Annotated in this window: 18 protein-coding genes; all 18 read right to left on the minus strand. The window is 74.1% G+C overall.

The genetic code is table 11. The annotated features are described in order from the left end of the window. Positions 1-52: 52 nt before the first annotated feature. Positions 53-982: a prolipoprotein diacylglyceryl transferase gene (lgt, locus tag C1N80_RS11425; protein WP_137770875.1), complete on the minus strand. Its 930-nt coding sequence runs from the start codon at positions 980-982 to the stop codon at positions 53-55. Next, positions 979-1,830: a tryptophan synthase subunit alpha gene (trpA, locus tag C1N80_RS11430; protein WP_137770876.1), complete on the minus strand. Its 852-nt coding sequence runs from the start codon at positions 1,828-1,830 to the stop codon at positions 979-981. The genes lgt and trpA overlap by 4 nt, the downstream gene beginning before the upstream one ends. Further along, on the minus strand, positions 1,827-3,197 hold the full coding sequence (gene trpB / locus C1N80_RS11435; protein ID WP_137770877.1) for a tryptophan synthase subunit beta: 1,371 nt from the start codon (positions 3,195-3,197) through the stop codon (positions 1,827-1,829). Before trpB ends, trpA begins: the two co-directional genes overlap by 4 nt. Next, entirely contained in the window at positions 3,194-4,027 is an 834-nt protein-coding gene (trpC, locus tag C1N80_RS11440) for an indole-3-glycerol phosphate synthase TrpC (protein ID WP_137770878.1), read from the minus strand. The genes trpB and trpC overlap by 4 nt, the downstream gene beginning before the upstream one ends. Before the next feature lie 44 nt (positions 4,028-4,071). Further along, complete coding sequence (locus C1N80_RS11445; protein WP_137770879.1) at positions 4,072-4,539, minus strand: DUF2752 domain-containing protein; 468 nt, start codon at positions 4,537-4,539, stop codon at positions 4,072-4,074. Further along, positions 4,536-4,781: an HGxxPAAW family protein gene (locus C1N80_RS11450; RefSeq protein WP_137770880.1), complete on the minus strand. Its 246-nt coding sequence runs from the start codon at positions 4,779-4,781 to the stop codon at positions 4,536-4,538. The genes C1N80_RS11445 and C1N80_RS11450 overlap by 4 nt, the downstream gene beginning before the upstream one ends. Positions 4,782-4,815: 34 nt before the next feature. Continuing rightward, positions 4,816-5,676 carry a Trp biosynthesis-associated membrane protein gene (locus C1N80_RS11455; RefSeq protein ID WP_137770881.1) on the minus strand — a complete coding sequence of 287 codons (861 nt, stop codon included), beginning with the start codon at positions 5,674-5,676 and terminating at the stop codon, positions 4,816-4,818. After that, a complete protein-coding gene (locus C1N80_RS11460; protein ID WP_168198094.1) occupies positions 5,673-7,238 on the minus strand; it encodes an anthranilate synthase component I in 1,566 nt (521 codons plus the stop codon). The genes C1N80_RS11455 and C1N80_RS11460 overlap by 4 nt, the downstream gene beginning before the upstream one ends. Continuing rightward, positions 7,235-7,651, minus strand: coding sequence for a phosphoribosyl-AMP cyclohydrolase (gene hisI / locus C1N80_RS11465; protein ID WP_137770882.1), 417 nt, complete (start codon positions 7,649-7,651; stop codon positions 7,235-7,237). Before hisI ends, C1N80_RS11460 begins: the two co-directional genes overlap by 4 nt. After that, positions 7,648-8,856, minus strand: coding sequence for a methionine adenosyltransferase (gene metK / locus C1N80_RS11470; protein ID WP_137770883.1), 1,209 nt, complete (start codon positions 8,854-8,856; stop codon positions 7,648-7,650). Before metK ends, hisI begins: the two co-directional genes overlap by 4 nt. Then, positions 8,853-10,142, minus strand: coding sequence for a bifunctional phosphopantothenoylcysteine decarboxylase/phosphopantothenate--cysteine ligase CoaBC (coaBC, locus tag C1N80_RS11475; protein ID WP_137770884.1), 1,290 nt, complete (start codon positions 10,140-10,142; stop codon positions 8,853-8,855). The genes metK and coaBC overlap by 4 nt, the downstream gene beginning before the upstream one ends. Before the next feature lies 1 nt (position 10,143). Beyond that, positions 10,144-10,506: a DNA-directed RNA polymerase subunit omega gene (gene rpoZ, locus C1N80_RS11480; protein WP_137770885.1), complete on the minus strand. Its 363-nt coding sequence runs from the start codon at positions 10,504-10,506 to the stop codon at positions 10,144-10,146. 144 nt (positions 10,507-10,650) lie between these two features. Beyond that, positions 10,651-11,241 (minus strand): guanylate kinase, encoded by a 591-nt coding sequence (gene gmk / locus C1N80_RS11485; RefSeq protein ID WP_137770886.1) that lies wholly within the window; start codon positions 11,239-11,241, stop codon positions 10,651-10,653. Next, positions 11,238-11,564: an integration host factor, actinobacterial type gene (gene mihF / locus C1N80_RS11490; protein WP_137770887.1), complete on the minus strand. Its 327-nt coding sequence runs from the start codon at positions 11,562-11,564 to the stop codon at positions 11,238-11,240. The genes gmk and mihF overlap by 4 nt, the downstream gene beginning before the upstream one ends. Positions 11,565-11,777: 213 nt before the next feature. Beyond that, positions 11,778-12,638, minus strand: a complete 861-nt coding sequence (gene pyrF, locus C1N80_RS11495) for an orotidine-5'-phosphate decarboxylase (RefSeq protein WP_137770888.1) — start codon at positions 12,636-12,638, stop codon at positions 11,778-11,780. After that, positions 12,635-15,982 (minus strand): carbamoyl-phosphate synthase large subunit, encoded by a 3,348-nt coding sequence (gene carB, locus C1N80_RS11500; RefSeq protein WP_137770889.1) that lies wholly within the window; start codon positions 15,980-15,982, stop codon positions 12,635-12,637. The genes pyrF and carB overlap by 4 nt, the downstream gene beginning before the upstream one ends. After that, complete coding sequence (gene carA / locus C1N80_RS11505) at positions 15,982-17,181, minus strand: glutamine-hydrolyzing carbamoyl-phosphate synthase small subunit (RefSeq protein WP_137770890.1); 1,200 nt, start codon at positions 17,179-17,181, stop codon at positions 15,982-15,984. Before carA ends, carB begins: the two co-directional genes overlap by 1 nt. Further along, on the minus strand, positions 17,178-17,672 hold the full coding sequence (locus C1N80_RS11510) for a hypothetical protein (protein WP_137770891.1): 495 nt from the start codon (positions 17,670-17,672) through the stop codon (positions 17,178-17,180). The genes carA and C1N80_RS11510 overlap by 4 nt, the downstream gene beginning before the upstream one ends. Between the last annotated feature and the right edge of the window lies 1 nt (position 17,673).

The following is a 17,673-nucleotide window of genomic DNA, read 5'->3' on the forward strand; positions in this document are numbered from 1 at the left end:
GGGTTCCGGACGTGGCCTGGCGCCTGCCGCGCGGTGGCGCGGGGGCCCGGTCCTACGATCCGGTGCGGGGCTCGTCCTGGTCGGAGGGCGGGGTGCCGGAGGTGGCGACGGCGGTCTCGTCGGGCCCGTTCCCCGGGTTCTGGGGGGAGAGCTCGAAGGCGCCGTCGGCGGCGACGGTCTCACCGCCGCGGCGACGCCGGCGGACCGTCAGGAGGCAGAACATACCCACTGCGACCACGACCATGGCGAGGGCGACCACGGTGTGGATGCGCAGCGGTCCCACCATGAGGACGGGCTCGGTGCGGATCGCGTCGATCCAGGCGCGCCCGGCGGAGTAGATGCCGACGTAGGCCCAGAACACGCGGCCGCCCGCGAGGTGGAGGCGGCGGGAGATCGCGAGCAGGACGATCACGCCGAGGAGGTTCCAGACCTGCTCGTAGAGGAAGGTCGGGTGGTAGCCGCCCGGGGTGCAGCCGGCGATGGTCTCGCCGTTGGTGACGCAGGTGACCTGCCAGGCCCAGGGGAGGTCCGTCGGGGGGCCGTACAGCTCCTGGTTGAACCAGTTGCCGAAGCGGCCGATCGCCTGGGCGACCATCAGCGTGGGGGCGATCGTGTCCGCGAGCGCGGCGAAGGAGACCTTCTTGATCCGCGACATGACGTACACGGCGATCGCGCCGCCGGCCACGCCGCCGTAGATCGCGAGGCCGCCCTGCCAGATGTAGAGCACCGCGACAGGGTTCCCGCCGGGGCCGAAGAACGGCTCCGGGGAGGTGAGGACGTGCCAGACCCGGGCGCCGACGATGCCGGCGATGATCCCCGCGAAGGCGATGTCGAAGAGGTCGTCGCCGTCCCCGCCGCGGGCCACCCAGCGCTTCGTGGCCCACCACAGGGCGACGCCCATCCCCAGCAGGATGCAGATCGCGTAGAAGTGGATCGTCAGCGGTCCGAGGTGGATCGCGGAGATCGGGGAGCTGGGGATCATGGCCGTGCCCCGGCGCCGCGCGCGCGGTCCACGCCGGCGCGGAGGTCGTCGGCGACGGCGGCGAGCGGCGCGAGGTCGCCCTCGGGGCTCTCGATCAGCGCGCGCACGAAGGCGGAGCCGACGATCACGCCGTCGGCGTAGGAGCCCACCTGCGCGGCCTGGGCGCCGTCGGAGACGCCGAGGCCCACGCACACGTTGCGGGCGCCCGCGGCGCGGGTGCGCTCGACGAGGCCCTCGGTCGCGGCGGAGACGCTCGCGCGGGTGCCGGTGACGCCCATCGTGGAGGCGGCGTAGACGAAGCCGCGGCTGTGCCCGGCGACGTAGGCGAGGCGGTCGGCCGGGGAGCTCGGGGCGACGAGGAAGACGCGGTCCACCCCGTGCTCCTCGCTCGCGGCGATCCAGTCGGCGCCCTCGTCGGGGATGAGGTCCGGGGTGATGACCCCCGCGCCGCCGGCGCCGGCGAGGTCCCGGGCGAAGGCGTCCGGGCCGTAGGCCAGGATCGGGTTCCAGTAGGACATGACGAGGATCGCGGCGCCGCGGCCGGAGAGCGCCTCGACGGCCTCGAGCACGTGGCGGGTGCGGGTCCCGGCGGCGAGGGCCGCGCTCGCGGCCTGCTGGATGACGGCGCCGTCCATGACGGGGTCGGAGTAGGGCAGGCCCAGCTCGATCATGTCCGCACCGTGGTCGATGAGCGTGCGAGCGGCATCGATCGAGCCCTGCACGGACGGGAAGCCGACGGGCAGGTAGCCGATCAGGGCGGGGCGGCCCTCGGCGCGGGCGGCGTCGATCGCATGGCCGGCGCGCAGCCGGTCGGTGCCGCTCGCGGCGACGGAGCGGGGCGCGGTCATCGCGTGGCCTCCTGGGCAGGGGTGTCGAGGGTGCCGCGGGCGAGCTCGCGCAGGTGCTCGAGATCGCCGGGGACGCCCGGGAAGGTGCCCTGCTCGGCGGGGCGGTCCTGGTCGTCGACGAGGCCGAACCAGCGCGAGGCCGTGTCGACGTCCTTGTCGCCGCGGCCGGAGAGGCTCACGAGGATCGTGGACCCCTCCCCCAGCTCACGGCCCAGCTCGAGCGCTCCCGCGAGGGCGTGGGCGGACTCGACGGCGGGCATGATGCCCTCGGTCATGGAGAGCAGGGCGAAGGCGTCCATCGCGGGTCCGTCGTCGATCGCGCGGTACTCGGCGCGGCCGGTCGCCGCGAGCCAGGCGTGCTCGGGGCCGACGCTCGGGTAGTCGAGCCCCGCGGAGACGGAGTGCGAGGGGATGGTCTGGCCGTCCTCGTCCTGCATGACGAAGCTGCGCGCCCCGTGGAGCACGCCGGGCGTCCCGCCGGTGAGGGTCGCGCTGTGGCGTCCGGTCGCGATCCCGTCGCCGCCTGCCTCGCAGCCGACGAGCCGCACGAGCGGGTCGGTGTCGTCGAGGAAGGCGTGGAAGATGCCCATGGCGTTGGAGCCGCCGCCCACGCACGCGACGACCGCGTCGGGCAGGGCGCCGGTGCGCTCGAGGACCTGGGAGCGGGCCTCCTCGCCGATGATCCGGTGGAAGTCGCGGACCATCGTCGGGAAGGGGTGGGGGCCGGCGACCGTGCCCAGCAGGTAATGGGTGGTCTCCACGTTGGCGACCCAGTCGCGGAAGGCCTCGTTGATGGCGTCCTTGAGCGTGCGGGACCCCTGGGACACGGCGACGACGTCCGCCCCGAGCAGGCGCATCCGGGCGACGTTCAGCGCCTGCCGCTCGGTGTCCTCCTCACCCATGTAGATCGTGCACTCGAGGCCGAACAGGGCCGCGGCGGTCGCGGTCGCGACGCCGTGCTGGCCGGCGCCGGTCTCCGCGATGACGCGGGTCTTGCCCATGCGCCGCGTGAGCAGCGCCTGGCCCAGCACGTTGTTGATCTTGTGGCTGCCGGTGTGGTTGAGGTCCTCGCGCTTGAGCAGGATCCGCGCGCCGCCGGCGAGCCTCGAGAACCGCGGCGCCTCGCTGAGCAGGGAGGGGCGGCCGGTGTACTCGGCGCACAGCCGGCGGTACTCGGCGAGGAACTCCGGGTCCACGAGAGCCTTCTCGTAGACCTCGGTGAGCTCGTCGAGGGCGGGCACGAGCGCCTCGGGCAGGAAGCGCCCGCCGAAGTCGCCGAAGTAGGGGCCGGTGACGGCGCGCAGCGGCGTCGTGGGGCGGGTGAGCTCGGGCAGCACGGGGCCGTCCTGGGGAGCGGTGTCGGTCATCGGCTCTCTCCGTCCTGCTGGGGCCGGCCGCGGCGGGTGACCGCGCGGAAGGCGGCGGCCTCGCGGGCCGGGTCGTCGGTGGTCACGAGGGCCTCGCCCACGAGCACGGCGTCGGCGCCGGCGGCCGCGTAGGCCTCGACGTCCGCGACGCCTGCGACGGCGGACTCGCCGATCGCGAGGGGGCCGGCGGGGATCCGCCGCAGCAGCGCGGCGGCGCGGTCGAGGTCCACGTCGAGGGTGCGCAGGTTGCGGGCGTTGACGCCGACGATGTCGGCGCCGAGGGCGAGGGCGCGCTCGACCTCCTCCTCGGTGTGGGTCTCCACGAGGGCCTGCATGCCGAGGCCCGTGATCTGGTCGTGCAGGTCCCGCAGGAGCGCGTCGTCGAGCGCGGCCACGATGAGCAGCACGAGATCCGCTCCGTGGGCCCGCGCCTCGGTCACCTGGTAGGGGTCCACGACGAAGTCCTTGCGCAGCACGGGCACCTCGACCCGGGCGCGCACGGCGTCGAGGTCCGCGAGGGTGCCGCCGAAGCGGCGCTCCTCCGTGAGCACGCTGATCGCGCTCGCCCCCGCGCCCGCGTAGGCAGCCGCGAGGACGGCGGGCTCGGGGATCTCGGAGAGCGCGCCCTTGGAGGGGCTGCGGCGCTTGACCTCCGCGATCAGACCCATGGTCGTGCCGTCGCCCGCGAGGGAGGCGCGGGCGTCCCGTGCCGGGGCGGTCGCCGCGGCGCGCTCCTCGACCGCGGCGAGGGGGACCTCGGCGCGGCGGGCGGCGAGGTCCTCGCGGACGCCGACGATGATCTCGTCGAGGACCGTTCCGGTGAGGGTCACGGGTGCACTCCTGCAGGGGTCGGGCCGATCACGGCGGGGCCAGATCAGGCGCCGATCAGGGACGTCGGGGCGATGAACCAGAAGGCCGGGATGTTGCGGAGCACCGCGAACACGAGGGCCAGCACGGCGAGGAGGACGACCACGACCTGCGGCGGCGGGCCGAGGGTGCGTCCCTGCACTCGCCGTGCGGTCCAGAGTACGAGTCCCGCGGCGACGACGGGCAGGGCGACCACGATGAGGACGTTGTTGCGCAGGGCGAGCAGCGGATCGCCGTCGAGCAGCGCGTGCACGGCGCGGGTGGCGCCGCAGCCGGGGCAGTACAGACCGGTGAGGTGGTACACCGCGCACAACGGGATGTCCGTGCGGAAGGGGTCGAACACCTGCTGCACGAGCAGGGCGAGGCCGGCGCCGCCGAGGGCGATGCCGAGCGGGAGCAGGGCGCGGTGCGGGCCGCGGGGCCGCGGGTCCTCCGGCGCGGGGAGGCCGTCCCCGGCCCGCACCGCGGAGCTCACGAGGTGGCGGCCGAGCGGGTGGGGCGCTTCTTCCCGAGGCCGACGACGGACATGACGACGCCGGCGACGACGGAGAGCGCCGTGACGACGATGCCGACGACGAGCAGCGCGGGCATTCCGATGACCATGCCGAGCGCCGCGAGCGTGATGCCGATCACGACGCCGAGGCTGAGCGTCCAGGCGGCGGGGGTCTTGCCCTCGTTGTGCGGCGGGGGCGGCGGCACCGTGTAGGTCTTGGTCATCGTCCAGCTCCGATCGAAGGCGTGGGGTACGGGGTCATTGTGCCACGCCAGCGGGCGGATCTTCGCGGTCCGCGGGGCGTGCGGCGGGTCCTGACGCGGCGCTGTGACGCGGGTCATCGGACGTCGCGGGGACCTGCTCGTCCGCTGCGTCGGCGTGCTCCTGGGCCGGCGCGGGCTCCGCGTCGGCATCGGGGTCGGCGTCGTCGTCCGGGGGCTCGGTGGGGTCCTCGCCCCGGGTGAGGGCGTCCCAGGCGGCGGCCGGGTCCTGCTCCGGGTCCACGGCGCGGCGCGGGGCGAGCGTCGCCCGCGAGTAGCGGCTGCTCCCGCGGGGCCAGCGGCCGCCCACGACGAGCACGAGGACGCCCAGCAGGGCGAGCAGCGCGCCGCCGACGATCGCGGCGACGGGCCAGGCGCTCGCGGTCGCGTGCAGCTCGACGCCGGAGATGCCCGTCGCGTCGGCGACCGCGCCGGCAGAGGCCGCCGTGGGGTCGCCGAGCATGCCGGCGGCGGCCACGACGGTGCCGATGCCCGCGAGGGCCAGCACGGGGCCGGTCACCCAGCGCACCCAGCGCGAGGAGAGGGAGGTCGCGGCCGCGGCCGCGAGGGCCACGAGCGACAGGGCGAGCACGGCCGGGGCGGCGTCCGCACCGGTCACGGGATAGGTCTGCACGGCTCCGGTGATGTCCGGGGCGGTGGCGGTCGCCCAGCTGGTGCGGGTGCTGCCGGCGACGAGGCCCGCGATGACGAGTCCGCCCAGGACCGCGCCCCGGCGGCCCGGTCCGCGGCGGCGGCCCGTCGGTCCGTCCGGGGCGCCGGTCGTGCGAGCCTCGACAGCGCTGTCTGCGCTGTCGGTGCGCTCGGGCAACGGCGCCGGGGTGGTGTCGTCGGCGCTCATGCGGGCCGCAGGGTCTCGGCGGAGGCGACGGCGCGCAGGGCGGCGGCCGCCTTGGACTGGGTCTCGCGATGCTCCATCGTGGGGACCGAGTCCGCCACCACTCCCCCGCCGGCCTGCACGTGGGCGGTGCCGTCCTTGAGCACGGCGGTGCGGATCGCGATCGCCATGTCCATGTCCCCGGCGAAGTCGATGTAGCCGACCGTGCCGCCGTAGACGCCGCGGCGCACCGGCTCGAGCCGGTCGATGATCGCCATCGCGGAGGGCTTCGGGGCGCCCGAGAGCGTCCCCGCGGGGAAGGTCGAGCGCAGCGCGTCGTAGGCACGGGCGTCCTCGCGGAGGCGGCCCGTGACCGTGGACACGATGTGCTGGATGTGCGAGAACCGCTCGATGTGCATGAAGTCGCGCACCACCACCGTGCCCGGCTCGCAGAAGCGCTGCAGGTCGTTGCGGGAGAGGTCCACGAGCATGAGGTGCTCGGAGCGCTCCTTGGGATCGGCGAGCAGCTCCTCCGCGAGGGCCTGGTCCTCCTCCGGGCTCGCGCCGCGGGGGCGGGAGCCGGCGATCGGGTGGGTGGTCGCGGTGCGGCCGCGCACGGTCACGAGCGACTCGGGGCTCGCGCCGACCACGTCGATCGGGGCGCCGTCGGCATCGGTCGTGCGCAGCAGGAACATGTAGGGGCTCGGGTTCATGCGCCGCAGCACCCGGTACACGTCCAGCGGGTCGGTCGCCGTGGGCAGCGAGAACCGCTGCGAGGGCACGACCTGGAAGATCTCGCCGTCGACGATGTCGCGCACCGCCTCCTGCACCGCGGCCTCGTACTCGAGCTGGGCGGTGCGGGACTTCGGCTCGACCTCGCGCACGCCCGTGTAGGCGACCGCGCCGTCGCCGCCCGGGCCGCGGAGCTTCCCGCGCAGCGCGTCGAGGCGGTCCACGGCCGCGTCGTAGGCGGCGTCGACGTTGTCCGGGGAGCCGTCGATGTTCAGGGCGTTCGCGACGAGCAGCACGGTCGCGTCGTGCGCGTCGTGGACGAGCACGTCCTCGGCGAGCAGCATCGAGAGGTCGGGCAGGCCGATCTCGTCCGGCGGGGAGTCGGGCAGGCGCTCCCAGTAGCGCACCGCGTCGTAGGCGAGGTAGCCGACCATGCCGCCCGTGAACGGGGGCAGGTGCGGCAGCCGCGCGGCGCGGAAGGCGGAGGTGATCTCCTGCAGCGCCTCGACGGGCGTGCCGCCCTCGGCGAGGCCCGCGGGCACGTCGCCGATCCAGCGGGCGCGGCCGCCGGACTCGGTGAGCACGGCGCGGGCGCGGGCGCCGATGATCGACCAGCGGGAGTCCTCGCCCTCCCCGGCGGACTCCAGCAGGAACGTGCCCCGCGCGTCGGTGCCGCGGGTGATGCGGCGGTACAGGGAGATCGGGGTGTCCTCGTCGGCGAGCAGCCGCAGGGTCACCGGGACGATGCGCTGGCGGGCGGCGAGGGCGCGGAAGGTCTCACGGTCGGGCTGGACGACGCCGAGGGCGTCCCCCTCGATCCCGCCCACGAGCTCGGGGTAGGACTCGGCGCTCATGCGGTGCGCTCCTCCGGGTGCAGGACCACGGCCTCCAGCTCCCCGCCGTCGAAGCAGGTGTCGGTGTCGCGGTGGCAGGCCGGGCCGATCTGGTCCACCTCGAGCAGCAGCGTGTCGCCGTCGCAGTCCAGGGACGCGGAGCGCACGTACTGCACGTGCCCGCTGGTCTCCCCCTTGACCCACAGCTCCTGGCGGGAGCGGGACCAGTAGGTCGCGCGGCCCGTGGTGAGCGTGCGGTGCAGGGCCTCGTCGTCCATCCAGCCGACCATGAGCACGCGACGGCTGCTCGCGTCCTGGACGACGGCGGTCACGAGCCCCTGCGGGTCACGCTTGAGCCGGGCGGCGAGGGCGGGGTCGAGCCCGGGGGCCGCCGGTGAGGAGGCGGTGGGGGCCGCGGCGTCCGCGGCGCTCACAGGGCACGCTCCAGCTCGGCGACCCGATCGGTGCGCTCCCAGGTGAACTCGGGCAGCTCGCGACCGAAGTGGCCGTGCACGGCGGTGCGCGCGTAGATCGGGCGGAGCAGGTCCAGGGCGTCGATGATCGCGGCGGGGCGCAGGTCGAAGACCTTCTCGACGGCGCGGGCGATGAGGTGGTCGGCGACCTTGCCGGTCCCGAACGTCTCGACGTACAGGCCGACGGGGGCGGCGACGCCGATCGCGTAGGCGACCTGCACCTCGCAGCGGTCCGCGAGGCCGGCGGCGACGACGTTCTTCGCGACCCAGCGCATCGCGTACGCGGCGGAGCGGTCGACCTTGCTCGGGTCCTTGCCGGAGAAGGCGCCGCCGCCGTGGCGCGCCATGCCGCCGTAGGTGTCGACGATGATCTTGCGGCCCGTGAGGCCCGCGTCCCCCTTGGGGCCGCCGATGACGAAGCGGCCCGAGGGGTTCACGTGGAAGGTGACGTCCTCGACGTCCAGGCCGATGCCCGCGAGCTCCTCGAGCACGGGGGCGATGACCACGCGGCGCAGGCCCGGGTCGAGCTGCTCGCGCACGTCGACATCGTCGTCGTGCTGGGAGGAGACGACGACGGCCTCGACGCTGCGGGCCACGCCGTCGGCGTCGTAGCCGATCGAGACCTGGGTCTTGCCGTCCGGGCGGAGGAAGGGCAGCACTCCGCTGCGGCGGGCCTCGGAGAGGTTCTCGGAGAGCTTGTGCGCGGCGTGCACGGGCAGCGGCATGAGCTCGGGGGTGTCGTTGCAGGCGTACCCGAACATGAGGCCCTGGTCCCCGGCGCCGAGGTTCGCGAAGGCCTCCGTGGAGCCGCCGTCGCGGCGCTCCCAGGACTCGTCGACGCCCGCGGCGATGTCGGGGCTCTGCGCGCCGATCGAGACCTCGATGCCGCACGAGTCCGCGTCGAAGCCCTTCGCGGAGGAGTCGTAGCCGATCTCGCGGATGACGTCCCGCACGATGCGGGCGACGTCGCTGTAGCCGGTGGTGCGCACCTCGCCCGCGACGTGCACGAGTCCGGTGGTCACCATCGTCTCGACGGCGACGCGGGCGCCGGGGTCCTGCGCGAGCATGTCGTCGAGGATGGCGTCGGAGATCTGGTCGCAGATCTTGTCGGGGTGCCCTTCGGTGACCGATTCGGACGTGAAGGTGCGCAGGTCGCTGGACGTCATGCGTCCCAGGGTAGGACAGGCAGGCGCGGGACGAGCGCGTCGAGCACGGCGTGGGCGACCGTGACCTTGCTCCCGCTCGCCTCGCCGCGGATCTCCCCCTGGGCGTCGAGGATCCGCACCGCGTTGTCCTCGGCCCCGAAGACGCCCGTGGAGACGTCGTTGAGGACGAGCAGGTCCGCGCCCTTGCGTCGCGCCTTCTGCGCCCCGAGCTCGAGGGCGGTGCCGCCCTCTCCCCCGGTCTCCGCAGCGAAGCCGGCGATCACGGGCCGCGCCGGGTGGGAGGAGACGGAGCGCACCTCGACGCTGTGACGCAGGATGTCGCGGGTGCGGGCGAGCGCGAGCACGGGCACGGAGTCCGGCTGCGACTCGTCCTTCTTGATCTTGTCCCCGGAGCGCGAGGCCGCCGTGAAGTCCGCGACGGCGGCGGCCATGACGAGGGCGTCCACGCCGTCCAGACGGGCCTCGACGGCCTCGGCGAGCTCGGCGGCGCTGCCCACGTCCACGCGCTCGGCGCCGGGAGGGGTCTCGAGGTCGACGTTGGCGGCGAGCAGCTGCACGCGCGCGCCGCGGGCGAGGGCGGCATGGGCGAGCGCCCAGCCCTGCTTGCCCGAGGAGTGGTTGCCGAGATAGCGCACGGGGTCGAGCTCCTCACGCGTGCCACCGGCGGTAACGAGCACGGTGCGCCCGGCGAGGTCGCGGCGCACGGCGCCGTCCTCGGCGCGCGGTGCGGCGAGCACGGCGCGCGCGGCGGCGAGGATCGCCTCGGGCTCGGGCAGTCGCCCCGCACCGGAGTCCGGGCCGGTCAGGCGCCCCACGGCCGGCTCGAGCACGATCGTCCCGCGCTCGCGCAGCACGGCGACGTTCTCGCGGGTGGCGGGGTGCTCCCACATCTCGGTGTGCATCGCCGGGGCGACGACGACCGGCCCGCGGGTCACGAGCAGCGAGGCGGTGAGCATGTCGTCCGCCCGGCCGGCCCGCATCCGAGCGAGCAGATCGGCGGTGGCGGGGGCGACGATCGTCAGATCGGCCTCCTGGCCGTGGCGCACGTGCGCGACCTCGTCGACCTGCTCGAAGACGCTCGTGAGCACCGGATGGTGGCTCAGCGCCTCCCAGGTGGCACGGCCCACGAACTCGAGGGACGCGGCGGTGGGGACCACGCGCACCTCGGCCCCGACGCCGACAAGGCCGCGCACCAGGTGCGCGGCCTTGTACGCGGCGATGCCGCCGCCGATGCCGACCAGGACCCGTGCGCCGCTCAGATCCGCGGCGCGTCCCGGAGGAGTCATCTCAGAGCGTGAAGTCCGTGGACGGCGCCTCGGGGGCGTCGTCGCCGAGGACGAGCGGGGCAGGGGCGTCGGGATCCGGGGCGGCGGCCGCGGCGAGCTCCTCCTCGTCCACCTCGCGGACGGTCAGCAGGCCCTCGTCGATCTCGCGCAGCGCGATCGAGAGGGGCTTCTCCTGGTTCTCGACGTCCACCAGCGGGCCGACGAACTCGAGCAGGCCCTCGGAGAGCTGCGAGTAGTAGGCGTTGATCTGGCGGGCGCGCTGGGACGCGTAGAGCACCAGGGCGTACTTCGAGTCGACGGTCTCCAGGAGACGGTCGATCGGCGGGTTCGTGATGCCCTCGGGCTGGGCGACGGTTCCGGCCACGGAAGTCCCTTCATCGAAAGTGTGCGTGCGACGGTCCAGGATACGCCCTGGAGCCGTGCGAGCGCGAGGCGTTCCGGGGCGGGGTCGGGTGAGACTGCGCACTCCCCCGACCCTCGCGCCTGGCCCGGTGCGCGGGGCGGATGATCAGCGCCGGACGCCGAGGAGCGCGGCGAGCTCGTCCGCCGCGCGCTCCACCACGTCGTTGACGATGGTGACGTCGAACTCGCTCTCGGCGGCGAGCTCGACCTTCGCGGTCTCGAGCCGGCGGGCCCGCTCCTCCTCGTCCTCCGTGCCGCGTCCCACGAGCCGGTCCACGAGCGTGTCCCAGTCCGGCGGGGCGAGGAAGACGAAGTGCGCCTCGGGCATGGTCTCGCGCACCTGGCGGGCTCCGGCGAGGTCGATCTCGAGGAGCACGGGCCGGCCGGCCGCGTGCATCTCCTCGACGGGGCCGCGCGGGGTCCCGTACTTGTTGCGGCCGTGGACCACGGCCCACTCGAGCATCTGGCCCTCGTCGACGAGACGGGTGAACTCCTCCTCGCTCACGAAGCGGTAGTGCACGCCGTCGATCTCCCCGGGCCGCGGGGCACGGGTGGTCGCGGAGACGGACAGCCAGATCTCGGGATAGCGCGCGCGGATCGCGGCGGAGACCGTGCCCTTGCCGACCGCGGTGGGGCCGGCGAGGACCGTCACGGGGGCCGGTGCCGTGGCGGCACCGGCCCCGTCGAGCGGCGTCACTCCGAGAAGTGCGAGACGAGCTTCTCCGCCTGATGGGAGCCGAGGCCCCGGATCTTGCGGGACGGGGAGATGCCGATCTCCTCCATGATCTGCTGCGCCTTGACCTTGCCGACGCCCGGGAGGGCCTCGAGCAGCGCCGCGACGCGGAGGCGACCGATCACCTCGTTGGTCTCGGCCTCCTCGAGGACCTTCTGGATCTCCTCGCTGCGACGACCGGCGCTGTCCTTGAGCCGGGCCTTGATGGCGGCGCGCTCGCGGCGGGCCTCAGCGGCCTTCTTGAGGGCCTCGGCCCGCTGCTCGGGGGTGAGGGGAGGGAGAGCCACGGTTCTAACCTCTTCTGTCGCTGGTGGTACGCAGGAACCGGAAGGCCCCCGCACGTGGGAAGAGCGTAACCCCATCGACGTGTCGGAGCACACTGATCGCCCGAGGTGTCGCAGATCAGGGGCATGTGCACTCCCCCGGGGAGGCGTCCGGGACGCCGACGGGGCGGGCCCGGCGAGCGGTGATCCGCCCCGGTCCCGCCCCGTCGCCGCGGCTCAGCTGTAGTCGGCCTGCAGGTCCTTCGCGCGCACCCGCAGGTCCTCGACCGACGGGCCCGCGGCGAGAAGCCCGCGGGACACCGAGACCAGCACGTGACCTGCGGATTCACCGAAGACGTCGGCGAGCTCCGCGATGCCCGCGCCCTGGGCGCCGAAGCCCGGGGCGAGGAGCGGCACGCTCGGTGCGGCCGCGTCCAGGCCGAGGCGACGATAGGCGTCCCCCACCGTCGCGCCGACCACGAGCCCGACCGAGCCCCAGACGGATCCGTCGCCGCCGCCGCGCTCCTCGGCGTGTCGCGCCACGCCGAGCGCGACGCTCGTGCCGTCGGCCGCGATCGCGTGCTGCACGCCGTGCCCCTCGGGGTTCGAGGTCAGCGCGAGCAGGAACACGCCCTTGCCGTGCTCGAGCGCGAGGTCCACGGCGGGGTCCAGGGACCCGGCACCGAGGAACGGGCTCGCCGTGATGGCATCGGCCTCGAGCGGGGCGCCGGGGCGCAGGTACGCCTCGGCGTAGGCGCCCATGGTGGAGCCGATGTCCCCGCGCTTGACGTCGAGGATCGTGAGGATGCCGCGCTCCCGGGCACCGGCGAGCAGCTCCTCGAGCACCGCCAGACCGCGGGAGCCGTGGCGCTCGTAGAACGCCGACTGCGGCTTGATCGCGGCGACCTGCCCGTCCACGGCGTCGAGCACCGCCCGGGAGAAGGTGGCCAGCCCGGCCGGGGAGTCCGGCAGCTCCCACTGCGCGAGCAGCCCCGCGTGGGGGTCCACGCCGGCGAGCAGCGGGCCGTGCTCCGCGACGGCGGCCTGCAGCCGTGCGCCGAAGCTCACCGGCCCGGTCGCCCCGGCCGTGCTGCTCACGCCGTCACCGTCCGCGCGGCCACGAGGCGTGCGGTGTGCTCCTGGAGGCTGAGCACCGAGAACGGCTCCTCCGGGAGCGCCTCGATCGCCTGCACGGCCGCCTGGAACTCCTGCAGCGTGGTGATGATCGGGACGTCCATGCTCGTCGCCGCCGCGCGGATCGCGTAGCCGTCCGCGCGGGCGTCGGAGCCCGAGGGGGTGTTGAGCACGAGCGCGATCTGCTCGGACTCGATCATCTCGATGACGCTGTCGCCCTCGCCGGCCTCGGAGGCCTTGCGCAGGACCCGGCACGGGATGCCGGAACGGCGCAGCACACGGCCGGTGCCCGCGGTGGAGAGGATCTCGAAGCCGAGGGCCGCGAGCCGCGCGACGGGCAGCACCACGCCGCGCTTGTCGCCGTCGGCCACGGAGACGAACACCGCCCCGGAGGTGGGCAGACCCTGGCCGGAGACCGCCAGCTGCGACTTCGCGAAGGCGAGCGGGAAGGTCGTGTCCAGGCCCATCACCTCGCCGGTCGAGCGCATCTCGGGGCCCAGCAGGGAGTCCACCGCGCGGCCCTCGGCGGTGCGGAACCGTTTGAAGGGCAGGACGGCCTCCTTGACCGCGATCGGCGCGTCGTCCGGGAGCGAGGTGCCGTCGCCCTCCGCGGGCAGCACGCCCGCGGCCCGCAGCTGCGCGACGCTCTCCCCCGCCATGACGCGGGCGGCGGCCTGGGCGAGCTGAACGCCGGTGGCCTTCGAGACGAAGGGCACCGTGCGGGAGGCGCGCGGGTTCGCCTCGAGGACGAAGAGGATGTCCTGCGCGAGCGCGTACTGCACGTTCAGCAGGCCGCGCACGCCCACGCCGCGCGCGATCGCGAGGGTCGACTCGCGGATCCGCTCGAGCACGCCGTCGCCGAGGGTCACCGGGGGCAGGGTGCAGGCCGAGTCGCCCGAGTGGATCCCGGCCTCCTCGATGTGCTCCATGATCCCGCCCATGTAGAGCTCCTCGCCGTCGTACAGGGCGTCGACGTCGATCTCGGTCGCGGTGTCGAGGAAGCGGTCGATGAGGATCGGCGCCTCGGCGCGACCGCCCTCGGGGAGGTTGCGGCCCACGTAGTCCGTCAGCTGCGCCTCGTCGTAGACGATCTCCATGCCGCGGCCGCCCAGCACGTAGCTGGGGCGCACGAGCACGGGGTAGCCCACCTCTCGGGCCACCTCGAGCGCGTCGCCGAGCCCCCAGGCGGTGCCGTAGGGCGGGGCCGGGAGGGAGGCGTCGGCGAGGACGGCGCCGAAGTGGCCGCGGTCCTCGGCGAGGTCGATCGCCGCGGGGCTCGTGCCGATGATCGGCAGGCCCGCGGCCTCGAGCCGGCGGGCGAGGGCGAGGGGGGTCTGCCCGCCGAGCTGCACGATGACGCCGGCCACGGGGCCCACGGCCTTCTCCGCCTCGTACACCTCGACGACGTCCTCGAAGGTGAGGGGCTCGAAGTAGAGGCGGTCGGCGACGTCGTAGTCCGTCGACACGGTCTCGGGGTTGCAGTTGACCATGACGGTCTCGTAGCCGCCGCCGGGGAGGTCCCGGTCGCCGAGGGCGAGCACCGCGTGGACGCACGAGTAGTCGAACTCGATACCCTGGCCGATCCGGTTCGGGCCCGAGCCGAGGATGAGCACGGCCGGCCGCTCGCGCGGCTCGATCTCCGTCTCCTGGTCGTAGCTCGAGTAGTGGTACGGCGTGCTCGAGGCGAACTCGGCGGCGCACGTGTCCACGGTCTTGAAGACGGGGTTGATGCCGAGCGCCTCGCGCACGCCCTTGACGACGTCGCCGCCCTGGCCGCGCAGCTCGCCGATCTGGTCATCGGAGAGGCCGTGGCGCTTGGCCAGCCGCATGAGCTCCGCGTCGAGCACGGAGGCCGAGCGGATCTCGGCGGCGATCTCCGCGACCAGCAGCATCTGGTCCAGGAACCACGGGTCGATCGCGGTGGCCTCGTGGACCCGCTCGAGCGTCTCGTCGACGTCCACGACGCCCTCCGCGGCGGACCACAGCACGCGGGCGAGCGCCCCGAGGCGACCGTCGGTCGCGATCCGGGAGGCATCGATGAGCTCGGTGACCTCGGCGGGGCTCGGCGGCCGGCCCGCGTAGGAGACCGCGGCGCCCTTGACGTCGAGGGAGCGCTGCGCCTTGCCGAGCGCCTCGGTGAAGCTGCGGCCCAGGGCCATCGCCTCGCCGACGCTCTTCATGGTCGTGGTGAGCGTCGGGTCCGCCGCCGGGAACTTCTCGAAGGCGAAGCGGGGCACCTTGACGACGACGTAGTCGAGGGTCGGCTCGAAGCTCGCCGGGGTGGTGCCGGTGATGTCGTTGCGGATCTCGTCGAGCGTGTAGCCGATCGCGAGGCGCGCGGCGATCTTCGCGATCGGGAAGCCCGTCGCCTTGGAGGCGAGCGCCGAGGAGCGGGAGACGCGGGGGTTCATCTCGATGACGACCACGCGCCCCGTCGCGGGGTCCACCGCGAACTGCACGTTGCAGCCGCCCGTGTCGACGCCGACCTCGCGGATGATGCCGATGCCGAGGTCGCGGAGCTTCTGCAGCTCGACGTCGGTGAGGGTCAGCGCGGGGGCGACGGTCACCGAGTCGCCGGTGTGCACGCCCACGGGGTCGACGTTCTCGATCGAGCAGATGACCACGCAGTTGTCGGCACGGTCGCGCATGAGCTCGAGCTCGAACTCCTTCCAGCCGAGGATCGACTCCTCCAGGAGCACCTCGGTGGTCGGCGAGTAGTGCAGGCCGTCGCCGCCGATGCGGCGCAGGTCCGCCTCGTCGTAGGCCATGCCGGAGCCCAGGCCGCCCATGGTGAAGCTCGGGCGCACGACCATCGGGTAGCCGAGCTCGTCGGCGGCCTCGAGCAGGTCCTCGATGCTGTGGCAGATCCGGGAGCGGGCAGAGTCCCCGCCCACGCGCTCGACGACGCCCTTGAACAGCTGGCGGTCCTCGGCCTTCTGGATCGCGTCGAGGCTCGCGCCGATCATCTCGACGCCGAACTCCTCCAGGGTGCCGTTCTCGGCGAGGGCGACGGCGGCGTTGAGCGCCGTCTGCCCGCCGAGGGTCGGCAGGATCGCGTCGGGGCGCTCGGCGGCGATGATCGTCCGGATGACGTCGGGGTCGATCGGCTCGACGTACGTGGCGTCGGCGATCTCCGGGTCGGTCATGATCGTCGCGGGGTTCGAGTTCACGAGGATCACCCGCAGGCCCTCCTCGCGGAGCACGCGGCAGGCCTGGGTGCCGGAGTAGTCGAACTCGGCGGCCTGGCCGATGACGATCGGGCCGGAGCCGATGACGAGGACGGACGAGATGTCGGTGCGGCGGGGCATCAGGACTCCTTGCTCTGGTCGCCGGCGCGGCGGGCGCGCACGAGGTCGACGAGGCGGTCGAAGAGGTACGAGGCGTCGTGGGGTCCCGCGGCGGCCTCGGGGTGGTACTGGACCGAGAAGGCCGGCAGGTCGAGGCAGCGCAGACCCTCGACCACGTCGTCGTTGAGGCCGACGTGGGAGACGACGACCTTCCCGTAGCGGCCGCCGTCGTGGGGAGCGGTGTGCTCGCCCTCGAGCGGGACGTCCACCGCGAAGCCGTGGTTGTGGGCCGTGATCTCGACGGTGCCCGACTCGCGGTCGAGCACCGGCTGGTTGATGCCGCGGTGCCCGTACTTGAGCTTGTAGGTCTCGAAGCCGAGGGCGCGGCCCAGCAGCTGGTTGCCGAAGCAGATGCCGAAGAACGGCAGCCCGGCGTCGAGCACGCCGCGCAGGAGCTCGACCTGCGCGTCGGCGGTCGCCGGGTCGCCCGGGCCGTTGGAGAAGAAGACGGCGTCCGCGCCGGTGGAGCGGAGCTCCTCGAGGGTCGTCGTCGCGGGCAGCAGGTGCACGCGCAGCCCGCGCTCGAGCATCGCGCGGGGGGTCGCGCCCTTGATGCCGAGGTCCACGGCGGCGACCGTGCCGATCGCCTCGCCCTCGGGCTCGAGCAGCAGCGGCTGGGCGATGGTGACCTCGTCGACGAAGCTCGCGCCCTCCATGGAGGGCTGCTCGCGGACCTGCTCGAGCAGGGCCGCCTCGCCCGCGGCGAGGGCGTCGCCGGAGAAGACGCCGCCGCGCAGGGAGCCGGTCTCGCGCAGCACGCGGGTGAGCATGCGGGTGTCGATGCCGGCGATGCCGACGACGCCCTGGCTCTCGAGCAGCTCGTCGAGGGTCTGCTCGGAGCGCCAGTTCGAGGCGACGCGGCTGGCCTCGCGCACGGCGTAGCCGCGCACCCACACCCGGGAGGACTCCATGTCCTGGGCGTTGGCGCCAGTGTTGCCGATGTGCGGAGCGGTCTGCACGACGATCTGCCCGGCGTAGGAGGGATCCGTGAGGGTCTCCTGGTAGCCGGTCATGCCGGTCGAGAAGACGACCTCGCCGAGGCGGGAGCCGCGGGCGCCGTAGGCGCTGCCGCGCAGGGTGGTGCCGTCCTCGAGGATCAGCAGGGCGGGCTCGGTGCGCGAGGCGCCTCGGCGCTCCCGAGCGGGGGTGGGGGCGGTCATGGGTGCTCCTTCCGGGAGAGCAGCAGGTCGTGGTCGGCGCGTGCGCCGAGGCGGAGGCCGGTGTCGAGGTCCTGGTCGCCGAGGCGCCAGCGGATGACGAGGAGTCCGTCGCCGCCCACGAACTTCCCGGCCATGCCGGGGGCGGAGGCGACGTCGAGGACGGCAGCGGCGGGGATGGTCAGGGACGGGGCTCCCTGACGGAGGATCCGCCAGGAGCCGCCGTCGCCGCGGCTCACGCGCGCCGTGGAGCGCGCGCCGAGACCGTGGGCGACGACCCGCTCGAGGGGACGGTCGGCGAGGACGGTGTCGACGTAGATCGCGTCGACGGGCCCCACCTCGGTCTCCTCGCCGAGGTCGGCGAGCTCGCTGCGGCGGTCCGGGGCGGGTAGGCCGGACTGGCGCCGGCCGCGCAGACGCCAGCCGAGCACCATGAGGCCGAGCGCCGCGAGGAACACCACCGCGAGCACGAGCACGGGCAGAAGGCGGTCCATC

Origin of the sequence: Brachybacterium sp. SGAir0954 (genome assembly GCF_005490785.1) — a bacterium.
Lineage (GTDB): Bacteria > Actinomycetota > Actinomycetes > Actinomycetales > Dermabacteraceae > Brachybacterium > Brachybacterium rhamnosum.